The sequence below is a fragment of the Streptomyces sp. OZ13 genome (assembly GCF_052068155.1).
In the GTDB taxonomy this organism is placed as follows: Bacteria; Actinomycetota; Actinomycetes; order Streptomycetales; family Streptomycetaceae; genus Streptomyces.
Genome location: NZ_JBQHCZ010000002.1, coordinates 148,090 through 171,793 on the forward strand (window position 1 = coordinate 148,090; position 23,704 = coordinate 171,793).

At 72.5% G+C, this 23,704-nt stretch carries 22 protein-coding genes; 10 read left to right on the plus strand and 12 right to left on the minus strand.

Annotated features, from left to right (window positions below; translation table 11 throughout):
- Nucleotides 1-123: 123 nt before the first annotated feature.
- From araD to ACTMTU_RS04290, 5 genes are all read right to left on the minus strand, one after another.
- Nucleotides 124-1,848 carry an L-arabinonate dehydratase gene (araD, locus tag ACTMTU_RS04270; RefSeq protein WP_441262087.1) on the minus strand — a complete coding sequence of 575 codons (1,725 nt, stop codon included), beginning with the start codon at nt 1,846-1,848 and terminating at the stop codon, nt 124-126.
- The gene (locus ACTMTU_RS04275; RefSeq protein WP_441262088.1) at nt 1,845-2,759 is read right to left on the minus strand and encodes a dihydrodipicolinate synthase family protein; all 915 of its coding nucleotides are present in this window, start codon (nt 2,757-2,759) and stop codon (nt 1,845-1,847) included. Before ACTMTU_RS04275 ends, araD begins: the two co-directional genes overlap by 4 nt.
- Entirely contained in the window at nt 2,756-3,409 is a 654-nt protein-coding gene (locus ACTMTU_RS04280; protein WP_441262089.1) for a GntR family transcriptional regulator, read from the minus strand. Before ACTMTU_RS04280 ends, ACTMTU_RS04275 begins: the two co-directional genes overlap by 4 nt.
- 274 nt (nt 3,410-3,683) lie before the next feature.
- Nucleotides 3,684-5,213: an amino acid permease gene (locus ACTMTU_RS04285; RefSeq protein WP_356622565.1), complete on the minus strand. Its 1,530-nt coding sequence runs from the start codon at nt 5,211-5,213 to the stop codon at nt 3,684-3,686.
- Nucleotides 5,214-5,353: 140 nt separating this feature from the next.
- On the minus strand, nt 5,354-6,379 hold the full coding sequence (locus ACTMTU_RS04290; RefSeq protein ID WP_441262583.1) for a hypothetical protein: 1,026 nt from the start codon (nt 6,377-6,379) through the stop codon (nt 5,354-5,356).
- Nucleotides 6,380-6,803: 424 nt separating this feature from the next.
- On the opposite strand from ACTMTU_RS04290, the gene ACTMTU_RS04295 reads away from it, so the two are divergent.
- The 6 genes from ACTMTU_RS04295 (at nt 6,804) to ACTMTU_RS04320 (ending at nt 13,521) form a co-directional block, all read left to right on the plus strand.
- Entirely contained in the window at nt 6,804-8,267 is a 1,464-nt protein-coding gene (locus ACTMTU_RS04295; protein WP_441262090.1) for an FGGY family carbohydrate kinase, read from the plus strand.
- Nucleotides 8,264-9,661, plus strand: a complete 1,398-nt coding sequence (locus ACTMTU_RS04300; RefSeq protein ID WP_441262091.1) for an FAD-dependent oxidoreductase — start codon at nt 8,264-8,266, stop codon at nt 9,659-9,661. Before ACTMTU_RS04295 ends, ACTMTU_RS04300 begins: the two co-directional genes overlap by 4 nt.
- On the plus strand, nt 9,658-10,935 hold the full coding sequence (locus ACTMTU_RS04305) for an FAD-dependent oxidoreductase (RefSeq protein ID WP_441262092.1): 1,278 nt from the start codon (nt 9,658-9,660) through the stop codon (nt 10,933-10,935). Before ACTMTU_RS04300 ends, ACTMTU_RS04305 begins: the two co-directional genes overlap by 4 nt.
- The gene (locus ACTMTU_RS04310; protein ID WP_441262093.1) at nt 10,932-12,329 is read left to right on the plus strand and encodes a DNA-3-methyladenine glycosylase 2 family protein; all 1,398 of its coding nucleotides are present in this window, start codon (nt 10,932-10,934) and stop codon (nt 12,327-12,329) included. The genes ACTMTU_RS04305 and ACTMTU_RS04310 overlap by 4 nt, the downstream gene beginning before the upstream one ends.
- Before the next feature lie 105 nt (nt 12,330-12,434).
- Nucleotides 12,435-13,001: a DoxX family protein gene (locus tag ACTMTU_RS04315; protein WP_441262094.1), complete on the plus strand. Its 567-nt coding sequence runs from the start codon at nt 12,435-12,437 to the stop codon at nt 12,999-13,001.
- A gap of 52 nt (nt 13,002-13,053) precedes the next feature.
- The gene (locus tag ACTMTU_RS04320; protein WP_441262095.1) at nt 13,054-13,521 is read left to right on the plus strand and encodes a nuclear transport factor 2 family protein; all 468 of its coding nucleotides are present in this window, start codon (nt 13,054-13,056) and stop codon (nt 13,519-13,521) included.
- Between the two features lie 87 nt (nt 13,522-13,608).
- Here the strand turns inward: ACTMTU_RS04320 and ACTMTU_RS04325 are convergent, their stop codons facing one another.
- Nucleotides 13,609-14,496 (minus strand): NAD(P)-dependent oxidoreductase, encoded by an 888-nt coding sequence (locus ACTMTU_RS04325; protein ID WP_441262096.1) that lies wholly within the window; start codon nt 14,494-14,496, stop codon nt 13,609-13,611.
- A gap of 76 nt (nt 14,497-14,572) precedes the next feature.
- Here ACTMTU_RS04325 and ACTMTU_RS04330 point away from each other — a divergent pair, with 76 nt between their 5' ends.
- Nucleotides 14,573-14,932, plus strand: a complete 360-nt coding sequence (locus tag ACTMTU_RS04330) for a winged helix-turn-helix transcriptional regulator (RefSeq protein WP_441262097.1) — start codon at nt 14,573-14,575, stop codon at nt 14,930-14,932.
- A gap of 446 nt (nt 14,933-15,378) precedes the next feature.
- Nucleotides 15,379-15,765: a DUF6223 family protein gene (locus tag ACTMTU_RS04335; protein WP_441262098.1), complete on the plus strand. Its 387-nt coding sequence runs from the start codon at nt 15,379-15,381 to the stop codon at nt 15,763-15,765.
- Between the two features lie 53 nt (nt 15,766-15,818).
- Here the strand turns inward: ACTMTU_RS04335 and ACTMTU_RS04340 are convergent, their stop codons facing one another.
- Both ACTMTU_RS04340 and ACTMTU_RS04345 read right to left on the minus strand, forming a co-directional pair.
- On the minus strand, nt 15,819-17,024 hold the full coding sequence (locus tag ACTMTU_RS04340) for a cytochrome P450 family protein (protein ID WP_441262099.1): 1,206 nt from the start codon (nt 17,022-17,024) through the stop codon (nt 15,819-15,821).
- A 103-nt stretch (nt 17,025-17,127) separates the two neighbouring features.
- The gene (locus tag ACTMTU_RS04345; protein WP_441262100.1) at nt 17,128-17,868 is read right to left on the minus strand and encodes a VOC family protein; all 741 of its coding nucleotides are present in this window, start codon (nt 17,866-17,868) and stop codon (nt 17,128-17,130) included.
- A gap of 346 nt (nt 17,869-18,214) precedes the next feature.
- Between ACTMTU_RS04345 and ACTMTU_RS04350 the strand changes: the two genes are divergently transcribed.
- Nucleotides 18,215-18,667: a YbhB/YbcL family Raf kinase inhibitor-like protein gene (locus tag ACTMTU_RS04350; protein WP_441262101.1), complete on the plus strand. Its 453-nt coding sequence runs from the start codon at nt 18,215-18,217 to the stop codon at nt 18,665-18,667.
- A gap of 187 nt (nt 18,668-18,854) precedes the next feature.
- Here ACTMTU_RS04350 and ACTMTU_RS04355 read toward each other — a convergent pair whose 3' ends face one another.
- The 3 genes from ACTMTU_RS04355 to ACTMTU_RS04365 form a co-directional block, all read right to left on the minus strand.
- Entirely contained in the window at nt 18,855-19,085 is a 231-nt protein-coding gene (locus ACTMTU_RS04355) for a hypothetical protein (protein WP_441262102.1), read from the minus strand.
- Nucleotides 19,086-19,192: 107 nt separating this feature from the next.
- Nucleotides 19,193-19,750: a hemerythrin domain-containing protein gene (locus ACTMTU_RS04360; protein ID WP_441262103.1), complete on the minus strand. Its 558-nt coding sequence runs from the start codon at nt 19,748-19,750 to the stop codon at nt 19,193-19,195.
- A gap of 595 nt (nt 19,751-20,345) precedes the next feature.
- Nucleotides 20,346-21,212: a GyrI-like domain-containing protein gene (locus ACTMTU_RS04365; protein WP_441262104.1), complete on the minus strand. Its 867-nt coding sequence runs from the start codon at nt 21,210-21,212 to the stop codon at nt 20,346-20,348.
- 359 nt (nt 21,213-21,571) lie between these two features.
- Here ACTMTU_RS04365 and ACTMTU_RS04370 point away from each other — a divergent pair, with 359 nt between their 5' ends.
- Complete coding sequence (locus tag ACTMTU_RS04370) at nt 21,572-22,135, plus strand: rhodanese-like domain-containing protein (RefSeq protein ID WP_441262105.1); 564 nt, start codon at nt 21,572-21,574, stop codon at nt 22,133-22,135.
- Between the two features lie 195 nt (nt 22,136-22,330).
- Here ACTMTU_RS04370 and ACTMTU_RS04375 read toward each other — a convergent pair whose 3' ends face one another.
- Complete coding sequence (locus tag ACTMTU_RS04375; RefSeq protein ID WP_441262106.1) at nt 22,331-23,695, minus strand: PP2C family protein-serine/threonine phosphatase; 1,365 nt, start codon at nt 23,693-23,695, stop codon at nt 22,331-22,333.
- Nucleotides 23,696-23,704 lie beyond the last annotated feature (9 nt).

The window sequence follows — 23,704 nt, forward strand, 5'->3', positions numbered from 1 at the left end:
GACTGCATCTCCGATCTGGGGTAAGCGCTTTCTCCGGCGCTGTGCGGATGTCGGGCGAAGAAGAAACGGGCTGGGCGAAGAGGAGAGGAAGGGGCGTGCGAAGAGGGGCGGGGGCCGCGGGGCTCAGCCCGCGTAGGGATCCGGCACTTCGCCGGGCCTGGCCAGGAACGCGAAGTCGCATCCCGTGTCGGCCTGGGTGACCTGCTCGCTGTAAAGGGCTCCGTAGCCACGCTCGTAGCGGGCCGGCGGCGGCGTCCACTCGGAGCGGCGACGCTCCAACTCGGCGTCGGTGACCTCCAGACGGAGGGAACGCGCCTCGACGTCGAGGGTGATCAGGTCCCCGGTGCGGACCAGGGTCAGCGGCCCTCCGACGTAGGACTCGGGCGCGATGTGCAGGACGCACGTGCCGTAACTGGTGCCGCTCATGCGGGCGTCGGAGATCCGGACCATGTCCCGCACACCCTGCTTGAGCAGATGGTCCGGGATCGGCAGCATCCCGTACTCCGGCATACCGGGACCGCCCTTGGGGCCGGCGCCCTGAAGCACCAGGACATGGCCCGCGGTGATGCCGAGCGACGGATCGTTGATCGTGCGCTGCATCGTCCGGTAGTCCGGGAACACCACGGCCGGTCCGGTGTGCTTCAGCAGATTCGGATCGGCGGCGATGTGCTTGATGACCGCCCCGTCAGGACAGAGGTTCCCGCGCAGCACCGCGACCCCTCCCTCCTCCGCGACGGGATTGTCACGGGGGCGGATCACATCGTCGTTGTGCACCTGGGCGCCCTCGAGCTGCTGCCGCAGGGTGGCGTGGGCGACCGTGGGCCGGTCCAGGTGGAGCAGGTCACGGATCCGGGACAGGAAACCGGGCAGCCCGCCCGCGAAGTGGAAGTCCTCCATCAGGTAAGGCCCGCCGCCCGGACGGACGTTGGCCAGTACCGGCACCGTACGGGCGATCCGGTCGAAGTCGTCCAGGCGCAGTGTCACCCCCGCACGCCCGGCCATGGCGATCAGATGGATGACGGCGTTGGTGGAGCCGCCGAGACCGAGGACCGTGGTCACCGCGTCCTCGAACGCCTCGCGGGTCAGGATCCGCGACAGCCGCAGGTCCTGGCGCACCAGCTCCACGATCCGCATCCCGGACGCCGCGGCCATGCGGTCGTGCCCGGAGTCGACCGCGGGGACGGACGAGGCGCCGGGGACCGTCACCCCGAGTGCCTCCGCCGCGGCCATCAGGGTCGCGGCGGTCCCCATCGTCATGCACGTGCCGGGGGAGCGGGCGAGACCGCTCTCCAGCTCGCTCATCTCGCAGTCGCCGATGAGCCCTGCCCGCTTGTCGTCCCAGTACTTCCACATGTCCGTGCCGGAGCCCAGAACTTCGTTGCGCCAGTGGCCCGGCAGCATCGGCCCCGCGGGCACGAACACCGTCGGCAGGTCCGCGCTCGCGGCACCCATCAGCAGCGCGGGCGTGGACTTGTCGCAGCCGCCCATCAGCACCGCGCCGTCCACCGGGTAGGAGCGCAGCAGCTCCTCCGTCTCCATCGCCAGCATGTTGCGGTAGAGCATCGGCGTCGGCTTCTGGAACGTCTCCGACAGTGTGGAGACCGGGAACTCCAGCGGGAACCCGCCCGCCTGCCACACCCCCCGCTTCACGGCCTGGGCCCGGTCACGCAGATGCACATGGCACGGATTGATGTCCGACCAGGTGTTGAGGACCGCGATCACGGGCTTGCCGAGATGCTCCTCCGGCAGATACCCGAGCTGACGGGTACGGGCCCGGTGGGAGAACGAGCGCAGCCCGTCGGTCCCATACCACTGGTGGCTGCGCAACTGCTCCGGCCGCAGGCTCATATGCCCCACCCGGCCACGAGCCCGGCGACCTCGGCACGCCGCTTCTGCGGGAGCGGACTGCTGGGCGGGCGCACGTCACGGCGGCACAGTCCGAGCGCGGCGAGGGCCTCCTTGACGACCGTGACGTTGTCCGCCGACCGGTGGGCGGCACGCAGGTCCTCGAGCGGCCGGATGCGCTCCCACACCTTCATCGCCGCCGCGTGGTCACCGGCGCGCAGCGCGGTTAGCATCTCCAGCGAGACCGACGGGGAGATGTTGACCAGCCCGGAGGTGAAGCCGGTGGCGCCGGCGGAGAAGTAGGCGGGCGCGTACAGCTCCGCGAGACCGGCGATCCACACGAACCGCTCGAGGCCCGCGTCGCGGGCGAACGCCGCGAACTGCGCCGCGTCCGGCACCGCGTACTTCACCCCGACGACATTGGGGCACAGCTCCCCGAGGCGCGCCATGCGCTCGCCGCGCAGATGCGGGCTGCGTACATAGGGGACCACGCCGAGCTCGGGCACGGCCTCGGCGATCGCCCGGTGGTAGTCGAGCCAGCCGTCCTGCGAAACATAGGGGTGCACCGGCTGATGCACCATCACCATCTGCGCGCCCGCCTCCCGCGCATGCCGTGCGGAGGCGACCGCGGTCGGCACGTCCAGACCGACGCCGACGAGGACGGCGGCCCGGCCGGCGGACTCCTCGAGGGTCAGCTCCGTGACGGCGCGCCGCTCGTCGGGGTCGAGCGCGTAGTACTCGCCGGTGTTGCCGTTGGGGGTGAGGGTGCGCACCCCGCCGTCGAGCAGCCGCCGCACCAGCGCCCGGTGCGCGACGGTGTCGACGGTGTCGTCGGGGGTGAAGGGCGTGACCGGGATGGCCACCACGTCGGCGAGGGCCTCGCGCAGCGTGCTGAAGCCGGGATCGGTGCTCATGCCTGGTCCTCCTCGGCCTGCTCGGGGAACGCCCGCTGCACGAACGAGTCGATGTGCTCGTGCAGCGCGCGGGCCGCGGCGTCGGCGTCCCCGGCGAGGGCGAGCTGAAGGATCTCGCGGTGCTCGTCGGCCTCCCGCTGCCAGGACGGGTCGGCGGCCCACGCCACGGTGGAGACCAGGGCCGCCTGGTCCCGGACCTCGTCGAGCATCCGGGCCAGCAGCGGATTGCCGCAGGGCAGATACAGGGCCCGGTGGAACTCCCGGTTGGCCAGGGACCGTTCGGCCTGATCGGCCGCCTCGTCGGCCCTGACGAGTGCCGTCCGCGCGTCCTCGAGCGAGGCGTTGCGGGTGATGGAGCGCCGCAGCGCCTCCGGCTCCAGCAGCAGCCGCACGTCGTACACCTCACGCGCCATGTCGGCATCGACCATGCGGACGGTGGCGCCCTTGTACTGGCTCATCACCACGAGCCCCGTGCCGGCCAGGGTCTTGAGCGCCTCCCGCACCGGGGTCTTCGACACACCGAACCGCGCGGCCAGTTCGGTCTCGACCAGGGACTGGCCCGGGCTGAGGCCGCCGGTGAGGATGGCGTGCTTGATCGCCTCCAGCACGAACTGGGTGCGGGAGGGGATCGGGGTGGGAGCGAAGGTCATCAGCACTCTCAGATCTCGCGTATCGCGTCTCATATATGACGTACGAAGTGCAACGCGCCGAACGTAGGGCCGACTTGGTGCGCCGTCAATGCTTCGGACAGGATTCGATGCGAAGTCTGGTTTGCTTCGGTGAAGCGCTTGCATCGGTCGCGGTATCGGCGAGGACACTCCGGCACACGACGCCCCACGGCCGCCCGGGCCGTGGGCCGCCGCGCCCCTGAACGCGCGAGGGCCCGGCCGTCACGGCCGGGCCCTCGCGAGGGACAGGGGAGCGTCAGACGATGTTCTCCGCGATCTCCGCCTGCTCGCGGGCGGTTCCGTACGCCGCCGGCGTGCCGTACGAGCGCCGGGCGACGAACCACCACACCGTGGCCAGGATCAGCACCGCCGCCAGCGCGATCGAGGCGTAGTTCATCGAGTCGACGGTCACCGGGTTCGACTGGGGCAGGCAGAACAGCACGGTCACGCACGCGACCCACACCACGGCGGTCCAGCCGATCGGCCTGCTCCAGCGGCCCAGCGACCACGGACCGGGCTGGAAGCGGTCGCCGGCACGCAGCCGCAGGTAGATCGGGATGGCGTACGCGGGCGTGATGCCGATGACGTTGATCGCGGTGACCGCTCCGTACGCGGTCGCCGAGTACAGCGACGGGACGGCCAGCAGGCAGGCGAAGGTCACCGACAGCCACACCGCCGGGACGGGCGTCTGCGTCCGACTGCTCACCTTGCGCCACAGGGCGGAACCGGGCAGCGCGTTGTCCCGGCTGAAGGCGAACACCATCCGGCTGGCCGCGGCCACCTCCGCGTTGCCGCAGAAGAGCTGCGCGACGATCACCACGAGCAGCAGCGCCGTGGCGGCACCGGTGCCGAGGGCGTCGATGAAGATCTGCGCCGGTGGTACGCCCGTCGCGGTGTCCTGGGTGCCCGCGTAGTCCTGGATGGCGAAGGTCAGGCCCGCCAGCAGCGCGAACCCGGCGATCCACGAGACCCAGATGGAGCGCACGATGCCCTTGGCCGCGGCCACGGACGCGTTGGAGGTCTCCTCCGAGAGGTGGGCCGAGGCGTCGTACCCGCTGAAGGTGTACTGCGCGAGCAGCAGGCCGATGGCGGCGACGTAGACCGGGTTGTCCCAGCCGGTGCCGTTGACGAACTCGCCGAAGACGAACTCCGGGGACTGGTGGTCGGACGGCACGATCGCGAGGGCGCCGACGATCAGGGCCACGCCGCCGAGGTGCCACCACACGCTGACCGAGTTGAGCAGGCTGACGAGCCGTACGCCGAAGAGGTTGAGGGTGGCGTGCAGCAGCAGGATGCAGATGAAGATGATCATCGTGGAGCCGGGTGTGGGCTCGATCCCCCACTGGAGGTTCAAGAACGCGCCGGTGAACAGGGCGCACCCGTAGTCGATGCCGGCGATGGCGCCCAGCAGACCGAGCAGGTTGAGCCAGCCCGTGTACCAGCCCCACTTACGGCCGCCGAGCCGGTCGGCCATGTAGTACAGCGCGCCCGACGTCGGATAGGCGCTGGTCACCTCGGCCAGGGCCATGCCGACGCAGAGGACGAAGAGACCGACGCCCAGCCAGCCCCACAGCATCACCGCGGGGCCGCCGGTGCCCAGCCCGAATCCGTACAGCGTCATACAGCCGGACAGGATCGAGATCACGGAGAAGCTGATGGCGAAGTTGCCGAAGCCGCCCATCCGGCGGGCCAGGACGGGCTGATAGCCGAGCTCCCTCAGCCGTTCCTCCTCGTCCTTGGGAGGGGTCCGGCCGGAATCCGACCACTTCGGCGGGGATATGGACATCGAGGTACCTCCGGGGAAAGGCGATGTACTTGAGCGGACAAGGCAAAGGGGTGGTGCGGCGGGCAGGGCACAGCGCGACGGGGGAGTACGCGCCAGGAGGAGTCCGGGGTGGGGACGTGGCCCGGTCGGGCGGCGGCGGCTCAGCCGTAGGGGCCCGCAGCCGGGCCGGGGCCGGGCCCGGCGTCACGAGCCGCCGCGAGGCAGCGGGCCCGTGCGCGAAGGAACACCTCCTCCGCGAGCGTCGCGTCAGCGGGATCGGGCGTCCGGTACGCCCACGGCAGCGTCGCGTAGAACGGGCCCAGCGCCTCGAACACCCGGGCGGCGTCGGCGAACTGGAGCGCCCCCCACAGCGCGTGGGCCAGGTGGCTGAGATCGAGCAGCGTGCGCGTCGCCGTGGGCGCGACATCGAACCAGTCGTGCAGGGCCAGCCGGCCGTCGCGGGCCGCGTCGTCCGTGACCCAGTGCAGGTCCAGCGCCTTCTCCTGGCCGTTCTCCCGGCGGTAGCGCTCCACCCGCACATAGAGCGGCAACACTTTGAGCGGCGATCCCAGGGGCGCTGACGAGGACGCCCACTGGACGAAGTTGACCGCCTCGGAGAGATGGGTGCCGGAGCGCCGCGCGTACACGAACTGCAGCATCCGGTGGTACGCCTCGCGGTTGTGCGGATCCCGCTTGTCCGCCTGCGCCAGCAGGCCCCACGGGCCGGGGAAGAGCATCGGCCCGGGCGGTGCCATCCGGTGCTCGTCGAGCCGCTGCCCCTCGTCGAGCCGGGCGAGCGCCAGCAGGCAAACCCACGGCACGGGGTCCTCGGGCGACCGGTGCGCCGCCGCCCGGCATGCTTCCCAGGCCTCGTGCCACAAATCCTGGGTGTGCCGGTGCGCCTCGCGGTACGCCCGTAACGCGCGTTCGACCGCGACCCTGCAGTGCATCACCGCGGCGGCGGCACTGTCGGGTTCCTCCGCACGCCACGTCTGCACCGTGTCGGAGCCGGCGGCCACCGCCGCGAGCACCTGGGTGCGCTGGGTCCACAGGGCCCAGTCGGCCGTCGCCTCGAGAAGGTTCCGCATCGACAGCCAGCGGCCCGTGCGTAAGTCCTGGAGGGCGCTGCGCAGTTCCGTGTCCTGGCCGGCCGGATGGTAGACCGGGCGGAAGGAGTCCGGGGCCATCAGCACGCCACCCTTCCGGGACATGCCCGGGAGAGGTCGCCTAACACGGCTGCCGGGCCGTCGGGCCCGTCATCTCGCCGGCCGGTCCGCCGACCGTCGCGCGGTCCGCTCCGTGTTCCGTCGCAGGGTGGAGCCAGGGGGGAGCACTGGTCGTCATCGGGCCTCTTGGGGCAGTGGGGGCTGAGGCGAGCGTCGACGGCGGTTGGTCGGCCGGGCATCGACGGGGTCGGGCACGTACGGGGAACCGCGCCGTCCCCCGCATCGCTTCCGCGTGCGGGCCGATCTTACTCAAGCCGCGCCACGCGGCAACCGGTTGACCAAGTCGCCGCCCGGCGGCCCCAGTTCCGCTCTTGACGGCGGCCGCGGCCTGCCCCACGCTTTCGTCTGCGATCAAGGTTTCTTCTACCGGAGAGCGGGGTGGCCGATGACGGGCCCGGTGCTTGCCGTCGACCAGGGCACCTCCGGCACCAAGGCGCTCGTCGTCTGTCCCGAACGCGGCGTGATCGGCACAGGTTTCGTGCCCGTGTCCCCCCGCTACGGCCCCGGCGGACGCGTCGAGGTGGACCCCGCCGAGCTGCTCGACTCCGTCCTCGGCGCAGGGCGCAGGGCTCTCGCCCACGCCGGCGAGCCCGTCGAGGCCGTCGGACTGGCCAACCAGGGCGAGACCGTCCTCGCCTGGGACCCCGCGACCGGCGCGCCGCTCACCACGGCCATCGTCTGGCAGGACCGGCGCGCCGAACCACTCTGCGCCGAACTCGCCCCGCACGCCGATGAGTTGACGCAGCTCACCGGGTTACCGCTGGACCCGTACTTTGCCGCGCCCAAGATGGCGTGGATCCGCCGCGAGCTCACCCGCGACGGCGTCGTCACCACCAGCGACTCCTGGCTCGTGCACCGGCTCACCGGCGCGTTCGTCACCGATGCGGCCACCGCGGGCCGCACCCAGCTCCTCGACCTCGACCAGGTCGCCTGGTCGCAGCGGGCACTCGACCTGTTCGGCCTGTCCGGCGAACGGCTGCCCGACGTCGTGGACGCCGCCGGCCCCGTGGGCGTCACCACCGCCTTCGGCCCCGGGACACCGCTCACCGGACTGCTCGTCGACCAGCAGGCGGCCCTCCTCGCCCAGCGCGTCACCGAACCGGGAATCGCCAAGTGCACCTACGGCACAGGGGCGTTCCTGCTCGCCCACACCGGCCGGCGGCCGCACCGCTCCACCACCGGGCTGGTCGGCTGCGTCGCCTGGCGGCTCGGCGGAAAGGCGAGCTACTGCCTGGACGGCCAGGTCTACACCGCGGCCTCCGCCGTCCGATGGCTCACCGACCTCGGGGTCGTCTCCGGCGCCGCGGACCTGGACACCGTCGGCTCGACCGTCCCCGACAGCGGCGGCGTCACCTTCGTGCCGGCGCTCGCCGGCCTCGCCGCGCCCTGGTGGCGCGGCGACGTCAGAGGCTCGGTCACCGGGCTCGGACTCGACACGGGGCCCGGCCACCTCGTGCGCGCACTGTGCGAGGGCATCGCCGCACAGGTCGTCTCCCTCACCGACGCCGTCGCCACCGACCTCGGCTCCCCGCTCACCGTGCTCCGCGTCGACGGCGGCCTCACCCGGTCCGCGCTCCTCATGCAGGCCCAGGCCGACCTGCTCCAGATGCCCGTGGAGGTCTCCGCACTGCCCGACGCGACCGCACTGGGAGCCGCCGCCGTCGCCCGGCTCGGCATCGACCCGGGCCTGGCGCCGGAGCAGGTGGTCCCCGACCGGAAGCCGTCCGCCGTCTACGAGCCCCGCATCAGCGCCGACCGGGCCGCCGAACGGCTCGGCGTCTTCCGCGCCGAGGTCGAGGCCCTCCTCGAGCGATCCCCGTCCGCCGCCGGGAATCACAGCACGCGATGACCGTCACCACCAGCGGCGAACCGCCCGACCGGCTGTACGACGTGATCGTCGTCGGCGCCGGAGTCGTCGGCACCGCCGTCGCCCGCGAACTCGCCCGCCACCGGCTGCGCGTCGCGCTCGTCGACGCGGGCGACGACGTCGGCAACGGCACCTCCAAGGCCAACACGGCCATCCTGCACACCGGTTTCGACGCGGTGCCCGGCACCCTGGAGTCCCGGCTGGTACGCGAAGGCCGGCACCGCCTCGCCGCCTACGCCGAACAGAGCGGCATCCCCGTCGAACCCGTCGGCGCGCTCCTCGTCGCCTGGGACCGGGAACAGCTCGCCACCCTGCCCGCGCTCGCCGCAAAGGCCGCCCGCAACGGCTACCACGCCACCCGCCTGCTCGACGCCGTCGAACTCGCCGGCAGGGAACCGCACCTGGGCCCCGGCGCGCTCGGCGCCCTCGAGGTCCCCGACGAGTGGATCATCTGCCCCTGGACGACGACGCTCGCCTACGCCACCCAGGCCGTCCGCGCCGGCGTCGACCTGCACCTGAACTGCCAAGTACAGTCCGTCACCACCGGCACCCATCACGAACTGGCCACCTCCCGCGGCCTGTTGCGCACCCGCTACCTCGTCAACGCGGCCGGACTGCACGCCGACGAACTCGACCGCCGGCTCGGCCGCCAGGACTTCACCGTCACCCCCCGGCGCGGCCAGCTCATCGTCTACGACAAGCTCGCCCGCCCCCTCGTCGGGCACATCCTGCTCCCCGTGCCCACGGCGCTCGGCAAGGGCGTCCTCGTCGCACCGACCGTGTACGGGAACGTGATCCTCGGCCCGACCGCGGAGGACCTCGACGACAAGCGGGCCACCGGGTCGAGCGCCGAAGGCCTCGAGGCCCTGCGGGCCAAGGGCCGACGCATCCTGCCCGCACTGATCGACGAGGAGGTCACCGCCGTCTACGCCGGACTCCGCGCCGCCACCGGGCAGGACGACTACCGCATCCGGGCGCACCCCCGCCTGCGGTACGTCACCGTAGGCGGCATCCGCTCCACAGGACTGACCGCCTCCATGGCGATCGCCGACTACGTCACCGGCCTCCTCGGCGACGCGGGACTCCACCTCGGACCCGCCCGCGACCTCGAACCGGTACGGATGCCGAACATCGGCGAGGCACGGCCACGCCCGTACCAGCGGGCCGACCTGATCGCCGCCGACCCCGCGTACGGCACGATCGTCTGCCACTGCGAACGCGTCACCCGCGGCGAGATCCGCGACGCGCTCACCAGCACCGTCCCGCCCGGATCGCTCGACGGACTGCGGCGCCGCACCCGGGCCCGCGGCGGCCGCTGCCAGGGCTTCCACTGCGGACCCGCCGTGCGCGCGCTGTTCGAGGACGGCCGCCGATGAGCCGCACCGAGCGGGCCGTGGACGTCCTCGTCGTCGGCGCGGGACCCGCGGGCCTCGCCGCCGCGGCCCACCTGGCCGCGTCAGGCGCCGGCCGGGTCGAGGTGCTCGAACGCGAACAGGAACCCGGCGGCATCCCACGCCACAGCCACCACCGGGGCTTCGGACCACGCCACCGCCCGACCACCGGCCCCCGCTACGCCGAGCGCCTCGCCGACGCGGCCCTCGCCGCCGGAGCCGTGGTGCGCACGGGCGTCACCGCGACCGGCTGGGCGGATCCCCGCACCCTCGACACGACAGGCCCGCACGGCCTCGAACGCCTCACCGCACCCGCGGTCGTCCTGGCGACCGGCGCCCGCGAACGGCCGCGCAGCGCCCGGCTGGTCCCCGGCACCCGGCCGGCCGGCGTCCTCACCACCGGCGAACTCCAGCAGGCCGTCCATGTCCACGGCCAACCGGTCGGCAGCCACGCCGTCGTCGTGGCCCCGGCGGGCGCCGACGCCGTCGCCCGTGCCGCCGTCGACACGCTGCGGACGGCCGGGGCCCACGTCGTCGCCCTGGTCACCGCAGACACCCGCGGCCCCCTCCGGTCACCGCGCCACCGGTTCCCGCTGCTCACCGGGTCGACCGTCGTGGAGCTCACCGGCCACGGCGGGCTGACGGGCGTCCGAGTCCGGGGCGACGACGGCCGCACCGCACTCCTCGACTGCGACACCGTCGTGTTCACCGGCGACTGGATCCCCGAGCACGAACTCGCCCGTCGCGGCGGCATCGCCCTCGACCCCGGCACCCGTGGACCGGCCGTCGACACCGCGTTCCGCACCGCCGTGCCCGGCGTGTTCGCCGTCGGCAACCTGCTGCACGGCGGCGAGCCGGCGGTGAGCGCCGCTGCCGAGGGCCGCGGCGTCGCCGGCCCGGTCCTCGCGCACCTGGCCGGCACGGACCCCTGGCCGGGCGGGGGAGTGCCGCTACGGGCCGAACCGCCGCTGCTGTGGGTCGCACCGAACCGTGTGCGCCCCGACGGACCGCCACCCCTCGGAGAGCGCTTCACCCTGCGCACCGCGGAACGCCTCCCCGCGGCCGTCCTCGTCGTCCACCAGGACGGCCGGGTACTGGACCGCCGGCGCCTGCCGCACACCGCCCTGCCCGGCAGGCCCCTCCACCTGTGCGCCCGCTGGACAGCCGCGGCCGACCCCGACGGCGGCCCGGTCGTCATCAGCGTCATGTCCGATTCCCGCCGGTCCGGCGCCTTGGGGCCACCCATACTGGCCGTATGACCACCGAGGCACGCACGGTAGAGGACAGCCGTTACCAGGCGGTGAGCAGCCGGGACGCACGCTTCGACGGAGTGTTCTTCTTCGCCGTCTCCACGACCGGCATCTACTGCCGGCCCAGCTGCCCCGCCGTCACACCCAAGCGCGAGAACGTGTCGTTCCACCCCACCGCCGCGGCCGCCCAGAGCGCCGGCTTCCGCGCCTGCCGCCGCTGCCGGCCCGACGCGGTCCCCGGCTCCGCCGAATGGAACGTCCGCGCGGACGTCGTCGGCCGGGCCGTGCGGCTGATCGGCGACGGCATCGTCGACCGGGAAGGCGTCGCGGGCCTCGCCGACCGGCTCGGCTACAGCGCCCGCCAGGTACAGCGCCAGCTCAACGCCGAACTCGGCGCGGGCCCCATCGCGCTGGCCCGCGCCCAGCGCGGCCACACCGCACGCGTACTCCTCCAGACGACGACCCTGCGGGCCACCGAGATCGCCTTCGCGGCCGGTTTCGCGAGCGTGCGCCAGTTCAACGACACCATCCGGGAGATCTACGCCGCCACCCCCACCGAACTGCGCGCCCTCAGGCCCGGCCGCCCCACCGCCGACAAGGGCGCCGCCGGGATCCCGCTGCGGCTCGCGCACCGCGGCCCGTACGCTGCGGACCGGATGTTCGACCACCTCGCCGCCCATGCCGTCACCGGTGTGGAGGAGGTCACCGGCGCGCCCGGCGGCCGCACCTACCGCCGCACCCTGCGGCTGCCCGGCGGCGCCGGGATCGCCGAGGTCCGCGAACGCCCCGGCGGCGGCCACTGGCTGGACTGCCGGCTGCATCTGACGGACCTGCGCGACCTGACCACCGCCAACCAGCGGATGCGTCGCCTCCTCGATCTCGACGCCGACCCGTGCGCCGTCGCCGAGCGCCTCGGCGCCGACCCCTCCCTCGCCCCCCACGTCGCGTCCCGCCCCGGTCTGCGCATCCCCGGTGCCGCGGACCCCCATGAGACGGCGATCCGCACGGTGGTCGGAACGCCGGCCGCGAGCACACTCGTGACCGCGCACGGCGAGCCGCTGCTGGAACCGAGCGGCGGCCTCACCCACCTGTTCCCCCGCGCCCGGGACCTGACCGGCACCGGACACCCCGCGCTGCGCGCCCTGGCGGAGGCGCTCGCCGAAGGCGACGTCGTGCTCGACCCCGGCGCCGACCGCGAGGAGACGGAGCGCAGGCTGCTGCGACTGCTCGGCATGGACGCCCGGACCGCCGCCCGGATCCGCATGCACGCCCTGGGCGACCCCGACGTCCTGCTGCCCGGCGACCCGGCGGTCCCCGCCGGCGCGGACACCGGGCGCTGGCGGCCGTGGAGCTCGTACGCGATGCACCACCTGTGGGCGGCCGCCGGCGACCCGGCGAGCTGACCCGGCACCACCCGCCTCACCCGGACGGTCCAGCATCGCAGCGGCTCCGGCCCCCGTCGGCGCGAGAGTGGATGACGTCGCCATCCTCACGCCCCGGGAGTACCGATGACCACCCTCAACCGACGTGACCTCGGCCTGCTCGTCCTGCGCGTCGGGACCGGCGCCGTCCTCGTCGCCCACGGCACCCAGAAACTGTTCGGCTGGTTCGGCGGCGGCGGCCTGGAAGGCACCGCCAAGGGCATGGAGGCCATGGGCTTCCACCCGCCCAAGCAGAGCGCGATGGCCGCGGGCATCGCGGAGGCGGGCGGTGGCGTGCTCCTCGCCCTCGGCCTCGCCACTCCCGCCGCGGGCGCGGCGGTGACCGGCAACATGGCGGGCGCCGTCTCCGTCCACGCACCGGCCGGGTTCTTCGCCCAGTCCGGAGGCTTCGAGTACCCGGCGTTCCTCGGCTTCACCGCGGCCGCCATCGGCGTCATGGGCCCCGGCCGCTACTCCCTCGACCACGTGACCCGCCACCGCTTCGACGGCCCGTGGATCCTCGCGGGCGCCTTCGCCGCCAGCGCGCTCGCCGCGTCCGCGGTCGTCGGCAAGCGGGTGAAGGGCCAGATCGGGGCGGACGTGGACCCGACGGGCTCCGAGAAGGACCAAGGGGTCGACACCCTGGAGGACTAGGGAGCCCGGCCCGTCGGAGTCCCGTGGCCGGGTCATGACAGGATCATGTGTCATGACCCAACAGCGCCCGCCTTTCCCGCCGTTCGACCTCGACAGCGCTCTGGCCAAGGTCCAGGCCGCCGAGGACGCCTGGAACACCCGCGACCCGCACAAGGTCTCCCTCGCCTACACCGAGGACTCCGTCTGGCGGAACCGGGACGTCTTCCTGACCGGCCGTCAGCAGATCGCGGAGTTCCTCACGGCCAAGTGGGAGCGTGAGCTGGACTACGTACTGCGCAAGAGCCTGTGGTCCTTCCACGAGAACCGCATAGCCGTCCGCTTCCAGTACGAATGGCACGACGCCGAGGGCCGGTGGTTCCGCAGTTACGGCAACGAGCTGTGGGAGTTCGACGAGCGCGGCCTCATGAGCCGCCGTGAGGCGAGCATCAACGACGTGGCCATCCAGGAGTCCGACCGCCGCTACTTCGGGCCGCGCCCCGAGGACGAGCGCGGCCAGGGCCACGACATCCCCCTCCGGTGATCCGGGTCCGCCGGTACGGCCCGGCGGACGTGAGGGCCGAGGGCACGGTGTTCCGCCGCGCGCCGGCCCTCACGTGGCCGCAGGGCCTCACTCGCCCCTGAGCAGGTCGACGGTCCCGGCCAGGCCCTCGTCGCCGTGGCCCTGGGCCACCCGCCTGCGCATCAGCTCCATGTAGGGCGTGAGGAGCCGGGGATCGACCGACTGGCCCTCGGCCGCGGCCAGGAGCGCGTCGTTCCCCGCCGACATCATGGCGAGATTGGAGGTGACGCCCTCCGTGTAGTCGCCGCTCTCCAGTTGGGCGGCCATCTCGTGGGTCATGCCGGTCATGGCGCCCAGCCATTCCGTGAGCAGGGCGGCGAAACCGGCCAGGTCGAGGTCCTTCTCGGGGCGCACCAGGGCGAAGGCGTGGGTGACGCCCGCGAACATCCCGGTCATCGCGCTGAGCAGGGCGATGTCGTGCAGTGCCGCGTGGCCGGCGTCCTCGCCGACGTACTTCGCGCCGGCGGGAATCTCCAGCACCTCCCGATGGCGTTCGAACAGCGCGCGATCACCGCTGTAGAACACATAGCCGCCGGTCTCCGGCCGGCCGATCATCGGGGGAACGGCCATGATCCCGCCGTCCAGGAACCGGGCCCCGCGTTCCTCGGCCCGGGCCGCCCGCAACCGGGACCGGGCGGGCGTGTTGGTGGTCAGGTCGATCAGGTCCTTGCCGGTCAGGTCGACGCCTTCCAGGGTCTCGCCCACGGAGGCGTCGTCCAGGAGGCAGAGCACGACGGGACCGGTGGCCGAGGCCAGCGCCTCGGCCGGCGTCGCCGCCACCCGGGCGCCCTCGGCCGCCAGACGTCCGGCCTTGGCCGGAGTGCGGTTCCAGACGGTCAGCGGGTGCCCTGCGGCGAGCCAGGCGCGGGCCAGGGCGGTGCCCATGTCACCGAGGCCGAGGAGGGTGACGGGGGTTTTGGAAGAAGTGTTGTCCATGTCCATCAGCCTCGTACGGGCACAGACCTTGATCAAGTACGCACTTTTTAGTGGGTGGTTACCTTATGGTGAGTGCATGACCAGGCGCGACGCGTACGTGTGCGGCATCGACGCGGCGATCGACGTGGTCGGCGGCAAGTGGAAGGTCCTCGTCCTGTGGGCGCTGGAAGCCGGCCCCTGCCGGTTCGGTGAGCTGCGGCGCGGCATCCCCGGCGTCAGCGAGAAGGTTCTCGCCACCCACCTGCGGGAGTTGGAGTCCGACGGCATCGTCGCCCGTGAAGAGGACCGTCAGGGAGCGGTACGCCGCGTCACCTACGCGCTCACCCCGCTGGGCGTCTCCCTCAACGAGGCGCTCGGCCCTCTCGGCGCCTGGGGCAGGAAGCACCTGCTCGATGACCGGAGCCCGCACGACGACGTGTCCGACCGCTCGCGCTGACGGCCGGCTCCCCGTACGTCTCCCTCCGCCGTGCGCGGCGTGCTTGGGGGCGAAACTCCAGAGGTGGTTCGAGGCCTGAACAGTGGTCTCTTCCACGGCCCACCACAAGGCCCCCGCTGTGCGGAGCGGTTCGACGTCGCCAGGGAACACCTCGCGGGGCCTCGCCGGCGGCCGTGACCTCGCCTGCGGCACGTTCACCCCACCGGCCTCGGACTCGCCACGGCCGTCGACGGGTGCCGGCGGGGCGGTCCGAGGAGGCCCCGACGCTGCGGCCGGCCTACGGGTCCGCCCCGAGGACCAGCAGCCGTGTACCGCGGGCGCAGTACCTCCACGGCCACTGCGGCATCGGCGGCAGCGCGAAGTGTCTGCGTCCGCCGGACGACCGGTGGCACGTCCGGCGGACATGATCGGCGGACAGCGAGCCGTAACAGCAGAAGGAGCACCTCATGTCAGTTCGGTCCGTGCTTGCCGCACCGGCGGTCGCGCACATCTCCCTCCCCGTCGCCGCCGACGCCTACACCATGAGCTCCGGACGCCTCGGGGCCGTCGTGGCCGCGCTGCTGGGGCTGATGGGCGTGGTCGTCGGCGGGCTGGCGCTGGCCCGCCCCGCGGGTCGCTCCGGCACCCGCGCCGGCACCGGGCGGAGCAGGGCCGTCGTGGCCCTGGGAGCGGGTCTGATCAGCACGGCCCTCGGGGGAGTGGTCATGGCCACCGCAGAAGGCGGACTCGGCACCGGCAACGGGCTGGGCGGAGCCGTGGTGGCCGCGCTGCTGGGGCTGATCGGCATCGTCCTCGGCGGGCTGGCCCTGGCCCGCATCCGCCGCACCGGCTGACGGGGGCCCGCCCGCCGAGGGTCACCATCGGACGGGCCCGGGCCTGCCCGCCGTCACCACCGCACGGGCAGCCTGCGCACGCCCCTGATCAGCAGCCCCGGCATCCACGGCAGATCCGCCTCGTCCGCGTCCTGCGCCAGGTCCGGGCAGCGTTCCAGCAGTGTGCGGAACGCGATCCGGCCCTCGAGCCGCGCGAGCGGCGCGCCCAGGCAGTAGTGCAGACCGTGACCGAAGGCGATGTGGCCGCGGGCGTCCCGGCGGATGTCGAACCGGTCGGGGTCCTTGAACCGCTCGGGATCCCGGTCGGCGTCCGCCATGGTGATCAGGACGGTGGAGCCGGCGGGAATGGTCACCCCTCCGATCTCGACATCCTCCAGCGCGAGGCGGTCCGTACAGGTCTCCACCGGACCGTCGTAACGGAGCATCTCCTCGATCGCTCCGTCGAGCAGCCCGAAGTCGGCCCGCAGCGCGGCCAGTTGCTCGGGGTGCGAGAACAGCGCCCGCATGCCGTTGCCGATCAGATTGACCGTCGTCTCGTGCCCGGCGATGAGCAGCAGGACGGACATGCCGATGAGTTCCTCCGGCGACAGCCGGTCCCCGTCGGCGTCCGCCGCGTGGATCAACGCGCTGAGCAGGTCGTCGCCGGGACGCGCCCGCTTGGAGCCGATCAACTCGGCCAGATAGGCGGGCATCTCCTCGTAGGCCCGCGCCTCCGCCTCCGGGCTGGTGCGCGCCACCATCTCGTTGGACCAGCGCCGGAAGGCGTCCCGGTCGAGCTCAGGCACACCCAGCAGGTCGCAGATGACGGTCATCGGCAGCGGGAAGGCGAAGGCAGCGATCAGATCCGCACGCCGCGACGGTTCCGCCAGCATGGCGTCGAGCAACTCGTCCGTGACCTGCTGGATGCGCGGCGCCAGCGCGTCGATGCGGCGCGGGGTGAAGCCCTTCGTCACCAGCCGCCGCAGCCGGGTGTGGTCCGGCGGGTCCGACATCAGCATGTGGGCGAGGGCGGGCTGGTCCTGGTCGGTGTTGATGATCTGGCTGACGTCCCCGGACTTGACCCAGTCCCGGCTCAGCCGCGGATCCGTGAAGGCGGCCCGAGCGGTGTCATGACCTAGGACGAGCCAGATCTCCTCGCCGTCGGGATCGAGCACCCGGTGCACGGGCGCCTCCGCCCGGAGCCGGGCGTAGACCGGATAAGGATCGCGGACGAAGTCCGGGCCGAATTCCCGCAGATCGACGATGGGCGTGGCCGCCATGTAATCCCCCAGTTCACGAGTCGAATCGCACGCTAACGCGAACGAGGGACGGACGGACATCGGGTTTCGGTCAATGATCCGCCCCTGCCGTCAAGGCTCCGCGTCACGCTCGGGCGAGGACACAGAACTCGTGGCTCTCCGGATCGGCCAGGCACCTCCACGGGACGTCGCCCTGGCCGACGTCGAGGTCGGTGGCGCCGAGGGCGTGCAGCCGGGCCACCTCCGCCTCTTGGTCGTCGACGGGGTACCGCAGCAGGTCCAGATGGACGCGGTCCGGCCCGGTCCGCCCGCCGGGCGTGCGGAGGAACTCGAGATACGGGCCGACCTCCTTGGCGGAGCGCCACACCGCACGGTCGTCCGTGACCTCGTGCAGGGTCCAGTCCATCGCCTCGCCCCAGAACCGGGCCATGGCCCGCGGATCCGCGCAGTCGACCACCACCCGGGCGATCGGCCCGGTGTCCCGGTAGATCTCCCGAGGCTCCAGCACGCAGAACTCGTTGCCCTCCGGGTCGGCGAGGACCGTCCACGGCACGTCGCCCTGGCCCACGTCGGCGGGCGTCGCACCGAGAGACCGGAGGCGCGCGACCAACTCCGCCTGATGGGCCACGGAGGTGGTGGCGAGATCGAGGTGCACACGGTTCTTTGCCGTGGTCCTGGGTTCCGGGACGGCGATGACGTCGACGCAGACGGTGACCGGGTCCAGCCAATCGAAACCGACGGGTTTGACGGCGGTCGCGCCGGGTTCCTCGTCGATGACGCGCCAGCCGAGCGCCTCCCCCCAGAACCGGCCGACCGCCGAGCAGTCAAGAGCCTTTATGTTCACCAGAACGGGTCGCAGTGCCATGCCGGCGATCCTATGGACCCGCTCGGGGACGACCTCCGTCGGCCGCCGGGCAGACATCCACTCGCTCACCGGCCGGAAGGCTCAACCACGTTGGTCACCAGCCGCGACGCTCAACCACGCTGGAGGGGAGCGTGCCCGACGGCCGTCCCTTCACGGGGCCGTGCCGTCCCCCGATTCGGGATCTCAGCGGGACTGCCGGCTGGAGCGCCGTACGACCAGCCCGGTTCCGGCACCAGCCGCCTCCGGACGACCGCTGACAGGCCCCGCCGCCCGGGCGAGCGTACGGACCTCCGCCACCTGGGCCCCAGAGCTGGCGGACGGCGCCGTCGGGGGATACCGCTGAGGCATGGCTGGGATCGAACTGCACACAGCAGCATTCAACGACCACGCACTCGTCCCGAGACGCTACGCACGGGACGGCGACAACATCTCCCCACCGCTGACCTGGTCCGGCGTGCCCGACGGCACGGCAGAGCTGCTCCTGCTCTGCGAGGACCCCGACGCTCCCTCCGGCACCTTCGTCCACTGGCTCGTCACCGGCATCGACGCGGCCGACGGTTCTGTGGAAGCCGGCGAAACACCCCCAGGCGGTACGCCCCGGACCAACGGCTTCGGGGAAACCGGCTGGGGCGGACCGCAACCACCCGTGGGCGACGAGGCACACCGGTACTTCTTCCGCCTCTACGCCCTGCCCGAGCCCGTGACACTCCCCGACAACGCCACTGCCGACGACGTCCACCGCGCCGTCGACAAGGCACAACTGGCCAGCGGCACCGTCGTCGGCCTCTACCAGCGCTGACCGGAACTGCGCGCCGGCACACACGGGACCGGCCTCCGGCAACGGGGGGCCGGTCCCGAGTGTGTGCGCGAGCCGTTCCGCCGACGGCCCACGGCGTCGAGGTGCTCCCGCGGTACGCACGGCCGGGCCCCGCCGCGGGAACGGCGAGGCCCGGGAGCGACCGGCCGGCCGAGGCGCCCGGACCGGCTCAAGTGCCGAGTCGCGAACGCAGCAGTTCCTTGCCGAGCTCGGCCCCCTTGCGGCTGTCGGCCTGCGCCTTGCGGAACAGCTCGGCGATCTCGGTGTCGTTGTCGCGTTCCGCGTCCTTGATGTAGGTCTCCATCCGCAGCGCGTTGCTCAGGCACGCCTCGATGTACCAGAACAGGTTGTAGTGCTTGTCCTTCGTGCCGGTGATGTCGCCGGTCTCGCTGGTGCTCATGGTGTCGGTTCCCTTCTTTGTGCTGTGTGCGATTCACATGGCGCATGTGGTTCATGCGGTTCGTGCGGCCGGTGAACGGGGGGAGGCGGTGCGGCCGGGGTCCGGTCTCAGTGGTGCCTGCCGGTGATCAGGTCCCGGGCCCGGTCCACCAGGCCGGCTCCGGGGGCGAGGAACTTGTTCGCGGGAGGCGTGTCAGGAGCGGCGGGATGCGGCCGGGTCGGCGCCGTATTCTTCGCCCGGCGGATCTTCTCCCCCAGGTCGGCCAGCGTTTCGGGGGTGCAGGCGCTTTCCAGGAGGGGGAAGAGCCTGTTCTCCTCGTCCCGCACGTGTTCGGCGACCTCGAGTTTCAGCTTCGCGACCAGGTGGTTGAAATCGATGTGGTCGGGTTCGAGGCCCTCGAGCTCCTTCAGCATCCGCTCGACGCCGGCGTGATCCTCGAGCTCCTTGTCGGCGAGACCGTCGCCCCCGTCGACGTGGCGGCGCACCGCCGGATACAGGTACTCCTCCTCGGCGACGGCGTGCCGCACCAGTTCCACCGTCAGCTCGTCCACGAGTTCCCGGCGGCGCGAGTCCGCGACCGGCTGCATCTCGATCCGGGCGAACAGCGCATCCACCTCGCGGTGGTCCGCCGTGAGTTCCTCGATGACGTTCCCGCCGTGTCCCATGCCGGTCCCTTCTTGATCTCGGCCGGAGCCGAGCAGATCGGTTCACCGTGGCAGCGCGAGTACCCATAGTCCTGGCCGACACGCACGTGACCGGTGAAGCAGGGCAATTCGGGCGACATCGGCATGCGGGCGGAAGCGTCGCCGGCTCCTGCCGGAGCCCGCGACACGCCCGTCACCCACTTGCCTGGGGCCTGTTCATGACCGGGCTGTTCGCGGTGTGGACCGGCGACCTCGTGGCGGCGGCCGAGCGGTTCGAGGAGGCAGGCGAACTGGCGAAGCGCTGCGGCGAGGAATGCGTGGCGCTGTTCGCCGAGCCCTGCCGCGGAGCGATGCGCGCGCTGTACGGCGAGGTCGACGAAGGACCCGCCGCGCTGGAAGAGGGTCGCACCGGCGGATCGTCGCCCGCGGGGAGGCGCAGATGCGCGCGGCCGGCATCGTCCCGGCGGACGGCCGTCCGGTTCCGCCGACTCCGCGGGTGGCCACTGTCACCACCCGCGGAGCCGGAACCGCTGTTCCGTCCCGCGGCCGGGCCCACCTTGTGCTCCCGGCTCCGGCTCCGTCTCTGGTCCCGGCGTCCGCGGCCGGCACGGGACGCTCAGAGCGCGGAGCGCTCCACGGGGATCCACAGCTCCGCGTCCGCATGCGCCCCGTCCGCCGACACGCTCACCCGCAGGATCTCGGGCCCCGGCCTGCTCCGGTACGGGTTCGAGGGGAACCACTGAGTGAACACGTCCCGCCACAGGAACTGCAGAGCCTGCGGAAACGCGCCCGAACTCTCGAACACGGCCCACGTCCCCGCCGGAACGGCGAGGACGTCCGTGCCCTCCGGCGCCGCGGCGCCGGTCACCACGCCGTGGTAGTAGTCGAGTTCCGTCCCCTCCGCCCGGCTCGGGTCGAGATCGTCGCTCACCGCGACGATCCCCTTCGGCTCCTGGTCGGACAACTCCGCGAGCCGCCGGACCATCTCCTTGTCGAGACCCCGGATGAACTCGGCGATGGCCGGGTTCATCCCCTCATGGACGAGAGGCACGCGGGCCTTCATACCGACCACACGGAACTCGTCCCTGTCCACGACCCTGTACCGCATACTGCCGCTCCCTTCGACGGTGAGACGGAAGGACAACCGCTGCTGGGACCGCAGAGCCGCACCGGTCCGCCGGGCCTCGCCCGGACCGACGCCGTGCACGGCGCGGAACGCCCGCGCGAACGCCTCCCCGGAGCCGTAGCCGTAGCGCACCGCGATCTCCAGGAGCGTCCGCCTGCCGGCGAGCACCTCGGCCCCCGCGACGGTCAGCCGCCTGCGCCGGACGTACTCCGACAGCGACATCCCCGCGAGCGCGGAGAACATCCGGCGGAAGTGGTACTCCGACGTCATCGCGATGCGCGCCAGGTCGGCCACGTCGATCTGCTGATCGAGACGGCTCTCGATGTGCTCCATGGCCTGGTTCAGCCGCTCCAGCACCCCGGTCTCCCTCCCTTGACGACACTCACGCTAGGAGGGCCCCATCCTGTCGGACCCGACATCCTGTGCCCGGTCCGGTCGGGTACGGCGAGCCCTGACGGGCCGTGGGCCCCGCCCACGGCGGACCGGGCGCGGGTGCGGGCCCCTTCGGGACCTGGCAGGTCAGGACAGTGACGTGCGGGTGGATTTCTCGAACTGTCGTGCGGCTCATGCCTATTGGCGCGGCGAGGAACGTAGGTATGCCCCCGGGCGGGCGCGAAGCCGTGCGGGAGCAGGCGCGTGCGCAAGGCCGACGGCGTACGCCGAGCAGTCCCGTATCCTGGCGCAGCGGTAACCGCAACGAGCAAAGGACAGCGCCAGTGGCACCTACCGCTCTCTCCGCCGACGAGGCTCGGGCCCGCCTTCACGAGCTGACCGTCATCGACGTGCGCACGCCCGGCGAGTACGCCTCCGGCCATCTGCCCGGCGCCCACAACATTCCGCTCGACCATCTCGACGAGGCGTTGCCCGCGCTGAAGGCCGCCGCCGACCGGGGTGATCTCCTCGTCGTGTGTGCCTCCGGCTCCCGCTCCGAAACCGCCTGCCGGCGGCTCGCCGTCGACGGCATCACCGCTGCCACCCTCACCGGCGGCACCACCGCCTGGGTCCAACGGGGCCACGACACCCACCGCCCCGCCGGGACCCGCACCCCGTGGGCCATGGAACGGCAGGTCCGCCTCGCCGCCGGATCGCTCGTCCTCACCGGTCTCATCCTCGGACGAGGCATGCCCCGGGCACGGGGCATCTCCGCGGCCGTCGCAGGCGGCCTGGTGTTCTCCGCCCTCACCGACACATGCGGCATGGCGCGCGTACTCGCCAAGCTCCCTCACAACCGGCCCAAGACCGCAGACCTCGAGGCCACCCTCGCCGGCCTCTCCCGCTGAGGGCCGGCGGGCACAACCGGTCGGCGAGGCCGACCGACGGCACGGGGGTCGTCGGCGGCCCGGTGCTGCGGCTCAGCGGCGCCCGCACCAAGAGGCCGGAGGGCCGACGTCACGGACCCGTCAGCGCTTGACCGAAACACGGTCAGCACCAGCAGCGCGGACGGTGTCCGGTCCTCGGTCCGTGATCGGGACCTGTCATGCGGGCAAGCGTGTGGCGAGCACGGCGACGTCGTCGGTGGTCTGCGAGGCGAGACCGGTGAGGAGTTCGTCGCAGAATTCTTCCAGCGGTTCCCGGGCCACGGCGGCGGCCTGCTGGCGCAGCCGTGTCATGCCGCGGTGGACGGGTTCGCCGCGGCGTTCGATCAGCCCGTCCGTGTAGAGCACGAGGGTGGAGCCGGCGGGCAGCGGGCAGCGGGCGCTGTCGCGCGGAAGGTCGGGCAGGGCGCCCAGGAGAGGGCCATGGCCGTCTTCGAGGAAGAAGGTGTCGCCGTCGTGGGTGACGAGCAGCGGCGGCGGGTGGCCGGCGTTGGAGTAGTGCAACTCCCACGGCCCGTCGTCGCCGCCCTTGAGGACGCCGTACACACAGGTGGCGGTGACGTCGGGGTAGAGCTGGTGATGTGCGACGTCGAGGCGGTTCAGGATGTGGCCGGGGGGCTCCTCGCGGTCGAGGGCGATGCCACGGAGCATGTTGCGCAGTTGCCCCATGGTGACCGTGGCACGCAGATCGTGGCCCGCCACATCGCCGATGATCATGGCGATGTTCCCGTGGGGCAGCGGGAAGCTGTCGTACCAGTCGCCGCCCACCTCCGCGGTGGCCTGCGAAGGCGTGTAGCGGGCCGCACGCTGCGGGGTGCCCGGACCTGACAGGTTCGGCAGCAGCGAGCGCTGAAGACGTTCGGCGATGCGAGAGGTCTCCCGGTAGAGCCGGGCGTTGTCGACCGCGAGCGCGACCCGTCGGGCGAGATCCTCCACGAGGGCGCAGTCCGCTTCCGTCAGCGGCCACTCGCCGCTCGTCCGGCCGACCGTGATCGCGCCGAGGATGTCGGGCCTGGCCCGCAGCGGGGCCACGATGGCCGTGTCCGTGTCCAATTGACGGAACAGTTCCAGCGGCCGGGCATGGAACGGGTCCGCGTGGGCGGGCGGGAAGTCGCTGCGATGAAGCAGCAGCGGCCCGGCCCCGCGCAGGACCCTCGCGACCGGCCCGCTCGCCACGTCGGCCGGTACCGGAAGCGCGCCCTCCAGCGGGCTCGCGGCGGGCGGGCCGGCGTCACGATGCGTGACAGCGACCCGCTCCAGTGTGCCGTCGACGTCCAGGAGATCGATCGCGCACCAGTCGCCGAGCTGATGGACCACGAGCCGCGACACGCGCCGCAAGGCCTCCCGGACATCGAGGGTGGCGGCCAGGGCGGCGCCCACGTCGGCCAGCAGGGCCAGCCGGTCCAGCGCCTGCTGAAGCACGGCGTCGATGTCGTACGCGTCGTCTTCCACGGTCTCAGCCTCCCCGCGCTCGTACGGCAGGGAGCCGGCCCGCCCGGCCTCCACGAGCGAGGGCACCCGCATGCCGCATTC

Coding starts and splice junctions, on each gene's coding strand:
- araD (WP_441262087.1), bottom strand. CDS start 1,848: ATGAGCCTGCGGCCGGAGCAGTTGCGCAGCCACCAGTGGTATGGGACC.
- ACTMTU_RS04275 (WP_441262088.1), bottom strand. CDS start 2,759: ATGAGCACCGATCCCGGCTTCAGCACGCTGCGCGAGGCCCTCGCCGAC.
- ACTMTU_RS04280 (WP_441262089.1), bottom strand. CDS start 3,409: ATGACCTTCGCTCCCACCCCGATCCCCTCCCGCACCCAGTTCGTGCTG.
- ACTMTU_RS04285 (WP_356622565.1), bottom strand. CDS start 5,213: ATGTCCATATCCCCGCCGAAGTGGTCGGATTCCGGCCGGACCCCTCCC.
- ACTMTU_RS04290 (WP_441262583.1), bottom strand. CDS start 6,379: ATGGCCCCGGACTCCTTCCGCCCGGTCTACCATCCGGCCGGCCAGGAC.
- ACTMTU_RS04295 (WP_441262090.1), top strand. CDS start 6,804: ATGACGGGCCCGGTGCTTGCCGTCGACCAGGGCACCTCCGGCACCAAG.
- ACTMTU_RS04300 (WP_441262091.1), top strand. CDS start 8,264: ATGACCGTCACCACCAGCGGCGAACCGCCCGACCGGCTGTACGACGTG.
- ACTMTU_RS04305 (WP_441262092.1), top strand. CDS start 9,658: ATGAGCCGCACCGAGCGGGCCGTGGACGTCCTCGTCGTCGGCGCGGGA.
- ACTMTU_RS04310 (WP_441262093.1), top strand. CDS start 10,932: ATGACCACCGAGGCACGCACGGTAGAGGACAGCCGTTACCAGGCGGTG.
- ACTMTU_RS04315 (WP_441262094.1), top strand. CDS start 12,435: ATGACCACCCTCAACCGACGTGACCTCGGCCTGCTCGTCCTGCGCGTC.
- ACTMTU_RS04320 (WP_441262095.1), top strand. CDS start 13,054: ATGACCCAACAGCGCCCGCCTTTCCCGCCGTTCGACCTCGACAGCGCT.
- ACTMTU_RS04325 (WP_441262096.1), bottom strand. CDS start 14,496: ATGGACAACACTTCTTCCAAAACCCCCGTCACCCTCCTCGGCCTCGGT.
- ACTMTU_RS04330 (WP_441262097.1), top strand. CDS start 14,573: ATGACCAGGCGCGACGCGTACGTGTGCGGCATCGACGCGGCGATCGAC.
- ACTMTU_RS04335 (WP_441262098.1), top strand. CDS start 15,379: ATGTCAGTTCGGTCCGTGCTTGCCGCACCGGCGGTCGCGCACATCTCC.
- ACTMTU_RS04340 (WP_441262099.1), bottom strand. CDS start 17,024: ATGGCGGCCACGCCCATCGTCGATCTGCGGGAATTCGGCCCGGACTTC.
- ACTMTU_RS04345 (WP_441262100.1), bottom strand. CDS start 17,868: ATGGCACTGCGACCCGTTCTGGTGAACATAAAGGCTCTTGACTGCTCG.
- ACTMTU_RS04350 (WP_441262101.1), top strand. CDS start 18,215: ATGGCTGGGATCGAACTGCACACAGCAGCATTCAACGACCACGCACTC.
- ACTMTU_RS04355 (WP_441262102.1), bottom strand. CDS start 19,085: ATGAGCACCAGCGAGACCGGCGACATCACCGGCACGAAGGACAAGCAC.
- ACTMTU_RS04360 (WP_441262103.1), bottom strand. CDS start 19,750: ATGGGACACGGCGGGAACGTCATCGAGGAACTCACGGCGGACCACCGC.
- ACTMTU_RS04375 (WP_441262106.1), bottom strand. CDS start 23,695: ATGCGGGTGCCCTCGCTCGTGGAGGCCGGGCGGGCCGGCTCCCTGCCG.